Origin of the sequence: Pseudomonas sp. BJa3 (assembly GCF_026343815.1) — a bacterium.
Classification (GTDB): Bacteria; Pseudomonadota; Gammaproteobacteria; order Pseudomonadales; family Pseudomonadaceae; genus Aquipseudomonas; species Aquipseudomonas soli.
The window spans coordinates 1-440 of sequence record NZ_JAOXMC010000055.1; the positions used below are offsets into that span (position 1 = coordinate 1).

The following is a 440-nucleotide window of genomic DNA, read 5'->3' on the forward strand; positions in this document are numbered from 1 at the left end:
GTCTGTAGCTCAGTTGGTTAGAGCGCACCCCTGATAAGGGTGAGGTCGGCAGTTCAAATCTGCCCAGACCTACCAATTACTTGGTGCGGCCTAGAATACGGGGCCATAGCTCAGCTGGGAGAGCGCCTGCCTTGCACGCAGGAGGTCAGCGGTTCGATCCCGCTTGGCTCCACCACTCTTTCAGGTTTCGCAGCACTGCTCAGAACTTAGAAATGAACATTCGGTGATGAATGTTGATTTCTGACTTTTGTCAGATCGTTCTTTAAAAATTCGGATATGTGATAGAAATAGACTGAATGCCAGTTTCACTGCTGGTTATTCAGGCTAAGGTAAAATTTGTGAGTTCTGCTCGAAAGAGCGACGTGCGAATTTTCGGCGAATGTCGTCTTCACAGTATAACCAGATTGCTTGGGGTTATATGGTCAAGTGAAGAAGCGCAT

The 440-nt window shown here is 48.0% G+C and carries 1 tRNA gene; it reads left to right on the forward strand.

The window, feature by feature from the left end:
- The first annotated feature begins 99 nt into the window (after positions 1-99).
- A tRNA-Ala gene (locus OH705_RS26860) sits at positions 100-175 on the forward strand.
- Positions 176-440: the final 265 nt, after the last annotated feature.